Raw genomic sequence first — 4,698 nt, 5'->3', positions numbered from 1 at the left:
CCTTGAACGCCCCTGTCGCTGTGATGGACCAAGCCATCATCAGGCCCGGGCCTGCGTGCCTGGATTGCCTGCTCCAGAGCGTCGAGCACGAAGCCGGCGGTGGCACTGCTGCTAACCTTCCAGCGCGTCGGGCATAAGCGTCGATCACGAAGGCCACGTAGACGAAACTAGCCCACGTGTGGAGTGGAGTAGGAAGCGCATCAGCGCTTCCCCTCCCCGAACCGTACGTGCACCTTTCAGCGCATACGGCTCTCCATTCAACCCTGGCCCATGGCCATGGCGACGTCATGATAGCGGGAGGTAACGGTGTTTCGGATTTCGTCCCGGAAGATATAGGGGTTTCGATCCGGGTTCCGCCACCGGAACTGCATTTTCTGGCTTGTGACCAGTCTGCGCAGCGCCTTGCCGACAGCTTTTCCCTGATTGCTACGACCATAAATCAGCCAAGTTTTCGACTGGCCGATGTCCGGTACACGGTACCATTTGCGCATCAGAGGCTTGATGCGTGACCGGTATTTCCGCGCCAACCAGTGCGCCATTTTCCAGAACACGACGGTGTCGATGCGCCGGAATATGCGCGCTGTGAAGTCGGTGAACTTGTAGAACGCAGCCCATCCCGCCAGTTGACGGTTCAGGCTATCGATCATGTCCACCGTGGCAACATCATGATTGCCGGAGAGCGCCTTGATCAATCGGTGGGCGAAGGTCTCGGCTTTCTCCTTGGGTATCGTCGAGACCACGGACATGCGTCCTCTTGATCCCCGCCTGCGGATGATCCGGTGCCCGAGGAACACGAACCCGTCATTGACGTGGGTGATATGGGTCTTGCCCATATTCAACGTCAGTTTAAGGCCGCCCTCCAGAAAGGTCCGGCATTCATCACGGATGGCCTCGGCGTGTGCCTTGGTGCCCTTGACGATGACGACGAAGTCGTCGGCGTAGCGGCAGTAGGCGACAGCAGGTTTCCATTGCCGGTTCTCGCGAACCGTGATGGGGCGACCCTGCTGGATGCCGAAGTTCCACGCCCAGCGATCCTTTCGCGCCTTGTCGCTCAGATATTTCGCCTCCAGCCACGCATCAAACTCATGGAGCATGATGTTGGACAGGAGTGGCGACAGAACGCCGCCTTGCGGAACGCCTTCGCTTGAGGCCACGAACAGGCCACGATCAATGTGGCCTGCTTTCAGGAACCGCCGGAGCAGATCAACAAACCGGTCGTCCCGGACGCGCCGCCGAACGCAGCGAAGCAGAAGCCGGTGGTGAACCGTGTCGAAGTAGCTCGCCAGATCACCTTCAATGATCCAGCGGCCCCGCGTCCCGGCACCAGTATCCTGCAACTGTATCTTCACGGTTCGGACAGCGTGATGCACGCTGCGTTCCGGCCGGAAGCCGTAGGAGAGGCGATGGAAGTCGCTTTCCCAGATCGGCTCCATGGCCATCAACATCGCACGTTGGACGATGCGGTCTTTTAGTGTCGGGATACCCAGTGGACGTTTCTTGCCATTGGCTTTCGGGATATAGATTCGCCTGACCGGCTGCGGGATATAACTCCCCGTCAGCAAGTCCGTACGCAGACAGGCTAGATGTTCTGCAAGGCCTGCCTGCATCCGTTGCTTGTCCATTCCGTCAATGCCCGGCGTATGGGCGCCGCTTGACGCCAATACGATCCGGGCGGCTTCGGCAAGCCACGCCCGGTCAGCAATGAGCCTGAGAAGGCGGTCGAACCTACGGTTCGGCTCGCTCTTGGCCCATGTCGCGAGCTTGTGCTGCATTTCGCTGATTATCAAAGGTCTTCACCTCGTTTGGTCAGGTAGTTTGCACTTCAAGCAGATTGAACTGCCCCCCTTCGCCATGTGGCCGGCTTTCCCGGTCGCGGACTACTACGGGGACTCCGCCAGCATGGTGGACATCGGGGCCAACTCCTTTCGCATTCCATCATGCCTTCCCTCGTTCATATGCTGGACTTTCACGCGCTGGGGAGGCTGCCGGTCGCAGTCCTTGTCCTTGCGTCCTGCAAGTCGATGCCGATGCCATGGCCTGGCTGCGTTCTCTCCATGACTCCATGCGGGCGTGCTACGTGTACGACCGCAGTCGGATGTCGCCGACTTACCTATCCGGCGCCATCATCAGCATTCCGCCTGTTAAGCCGTGTAGGCGAAGGCGACATTTCAGCCCTCGGATGCGGATTAACCGGTTCGTGTTCCTCAACCTTCCAGCGCTACAGCCTCGGGGACCATCTCGGCGTAACGGCTTCACCTCAATCCCCTTTACCTGCGGGCTACGTCACCCTGTCAGTTGACGACAGGTCACCGCCGCTTGGGCTCATGCCCCCTCACAGCAGAGGGCAGGGCAGTCGTTCATTCCTCCTTTCTCCTTTGCATTCCAACATACGCCCCCGGACCATCCGGGACGAGGCGCACCGTAGGTGAAATCGACCACCCACAAGGCGTTGGGCCGGGCGACGCGAAACTCCCGGTTGACCTTGTCGAGCGGGCATGGCGCTTTGGGATTGCTCACCGTCGTGATCGTCCTCTTTCCGCGACGAACGCCTGCCAGGCCCATGACGCGCATCAAGCGCTCCACGGTGCATTTGGCAACCGCAATGCCCTCGCGTCGCAATTGGTGCCAGACTTTGCGCGAGCCATAGACACCGTAGTTGGCATCGTGGACGCGCTTGATCTGCTCACGCATCGCCTCGTCGCTGCGAGCACGCGCCGGACGCATGCCGGGGTCGGCAAGGCGTGAGGCGTGTTCATGATAGGAGGACGGGGCAATTGCCAGTTCTCGGCAGATTGGCTCGATACCCAGGTCTCGCGATGAGCGTCGATGAACGACATCATCATTTGCCGTGGCGGTCGAGCTCCGCCATCGCAAAATACGCCGACGCCTTGCGCAGGATCTCGTTGGCCCGCCGCAGTTCCTTAACCTCGCGTTCCAGCAGTTTGAGCCCGGCCTTGTCATCGGCCGCCTGCGCCGCTGGCGCCGTTCGTCGGCTCGCCTCCTCACGGCACCAGCGGCGAAGCGTCTCGGCCGTGCATCCGATCTTCTGGGCGATCGAGGTCATCGCCTCCCACTCCGAGCCGTAGTCGGCACGATGCTCGCCAACCATGCGCACAGCGCGATCGCGCACCTCAGGCGAAAACTTATTCCGGGTCTTGCTCATAACCGTAGCTCCTTCTCACATATAGGAGCCTCCGGAAAACCCGGGACGCTTCAGTTGCTGGCGGCAACCGCGGTTCTGGCACACCGCGTAATTGATTTAGTCACCCTCGTGCATGGTACGAAGTCGCCTTGGCGCTTCAATGCAGGAGAGTAACGATCTGTCCGGCTGCCTTCGTCCGTTCAAGATGCAACTTCACTTGCGGTCTCCTGTCCGCCTTATCCATAGCCCCAATCCAAGGAAGCACCCGGCGCTCGCCAGATGCAACGGCAGGCAGGTCAGGTTCGCGCCCTCGCTGGCCAGAACGAGAAGCATATCGCCGGCGGGAATAACGACGGTAGACAGAAGCAGGATTCTGACGGCGCGACGCGTCGAACACAGGGTTTGAAAAACGATATAGAACCCCAGGGCGATGTCGCGGAGCGCCACGGCCCGGACATAGGAAAGCGCTGAAGCTCCAACGGCAGGAATGCCGAAAATGTCAGCGCCCGTGTGCGGAAAGATCAGGAACAATAGGCCCAGCCCGCAGAAAAAGCAGCCGAGACCCAGAACGATCCACGTCACGATTTCACGGGGATTGGATGACGTCCGGGGCGATGCACTCCCCCACCAGTCTCGGCACCACGGGAATTGTTGATTTCCGGATCGTTGCGCCCCGTCAGTTGTTGGCCTTTCAACGAGCCGTGACTTTCGTCGGCTTGGGCCTTGGGGCTGAGGTCGGGCTTGCCTTCCTCTTCGGGGTGACGGGGATGCGACATTTTCCTTCTCCTCTTCGAAACGATCCAACTCGGCGATTAACGAGCGGTATCCCCTTTGTTGACCCATGTTTCGCAAATGAACTTGGAACTGCCTCAGGCGGGGGCCATCAACGGCGCGATCATGTGCGGCAATGCGCCCGAAGCGCGTCTCGATGCCCTCGACGATCTGTGGGGCCGCACCGGTCGACCTCCCGCCGCGTCAGGCACTGGCCCGCTGGAGCACGCCCGATGGACCTGCGCCGTGCTGTGGACGCTGGCGGTGGGCCACCCAAGGGTGTTCGCTGCGCGCCATGTGCCGGGCTCCTCGTTCGAACCCGGCGGCAACCGCCCGCTTTCGAGCCTCTAAGACACCGCTCCGCTGGGCAGGACCATCGACCGTCTGATCGACTTCACGCGTCCGAATTGCAGCGTGCCGCGATTTTCGCCCACTGTCATCGATCTTGATACAGGCGAGGACGTGGTGTTCGACAGCCATGACGCACCGATCGAGCGGGAGCACTTTCGGGCCTGTAGCGGCCCGCTCCCGGTGTTCCCGCCGGCGGAAATAGACGGGCGCCGGTACGGCGATGCCGGCATCTCGGCCGATCTCCCGCTGGATGCGGTATTGCGCGAAACGTCCAACAGACCCACTGTGCATAGCCATCGACCTGCTGCCTCTGCGCGGCCCCAGGTCACGAACTCTGAGCGAGACGGCAACGCGGGCGCAGGACCTGATATTCGCCACGCAAAGTCGCCGCGCCCTCCCATCATGGCAGGCGATCCCCGACGAGCGCGTGCGGG

The 4,698-nt window shown here is 61.1% G+C and carries 4 protein-coding genes, 2 pseudogenes and 1 other annotated feature; of the genes and pseudogenes, 1 reads left to right on the top strand and 5 read right to left on the bottom strand.

Annotation, left to right across the window (positions count from 1 at the left end):
• From HWN72_RS20295 to HWN72_RS20275, 5 genes and pseudogenes are all read right to left on the bottom strand, one after another.
• Positions 1-190 (bottom strand): annotated as a pseudogene (locus HWN72_RS20295) (DDE-type integrase/transposase/recombinase); the annotation flags it as partial.
• A 67-nt stretch (positions 191-257) separates the two neighbouring features.
• On the bottom strand, positions 258-1,787 hold the full coding sequence (gene ltrA / locus HWN72_RS20290; RefSeq protein ID WP_211151204.1) for a group II intron reverse transcriptase/maturase: 1,530 nt from the start codon (positions 1,785-1,787) through the stop codon (positions 258-260).
• A gap of 634 nt (positions 1,788-2,421) precedes the next feature.
• Positions 2,422-3,163: pseudogene (locus tag HWN72_RS20285) on the bottom strand (IS3 family transposase); the annotation flags it as partial.
• Positions 2,769-2,882: a sequence feature (AL1L pseudoknot), on the bottom strand. Its footprint overlaps the pseudogene before it by 114 nt.
• Before the next feature lie 192 nt (positions 3,164-3,355).
• Positions 3,356-3,724: a DUF4267 domain-containing protein gene (locus HWN72_RS20280; protein WP_211151203.1), complete on the bottom strand. Its 369-nt coding sequence runs from the start codon at positions 3,722-3,724 to the stop codon at positions 3,356-3,358.
• Entirely contained in the window at positions 3,721-3,918 is a 198-nt protein-coding gene (locus HWN72_RS20275) for a hypothetical protein (RefSeq protein WP_211151202.1), read from the bottom strand. Before HWN72_RS20275 ends, HWN72_RS20280 begins: the two co-directional genes overlap by 4 nt.
• A gap of 76 nt (positions 3,919-3,994) precedes the next feature.
• Between HWN72_RS20275 and HWN72_RS20270 the strand changes: the two genes are divergently transcribed.
• Positions 3,995-4,264: a hypothetical protein gene (locus HWN72_RS20270; protein WP_211151201.1), complete on the top strand. Its 270-nt coding sequence runs from the start codon at positions 3,995-3,997 to the stop codon at positions 4,262-4,264.
• The last annotated feature ends 434 nt before the right edge of the window (positions 4,265-4,698 follow it).

This window comes from Novosphingobium sp. HR1a (assembly GCF_015594425.1).
GTDB lineage: Bacteria > Pseudomonadota > Alphaproteobacteria > Sphingomonadales > Sphingomonadaceae > Novosphingobium > Novosphingobium resinovorum_A.
The sequence above is the reverse complement of the archived record's forward strand: the minus strand, read 5'-3'. Positions and strand labels throughout refer to the sequence as shown.

Excerpts from the sequence above, each read along its gene's own strand:
- HWN72_RS20275 (WP_211151202.1), bottom strand. The coding sequence starts at position 3,918 with ATGTCGCATCCCCGTCACCCCGAAGAGGAAGGCAAGCCCGACCTCAGC.
- HWN72_RS20270 (WP_211151201.1), top strand. The coding sequence starts at position 3,995 with ATGAACTTGGAACTGCCTCAGGCGGGGGCCATCAACGGCGCGATCATG.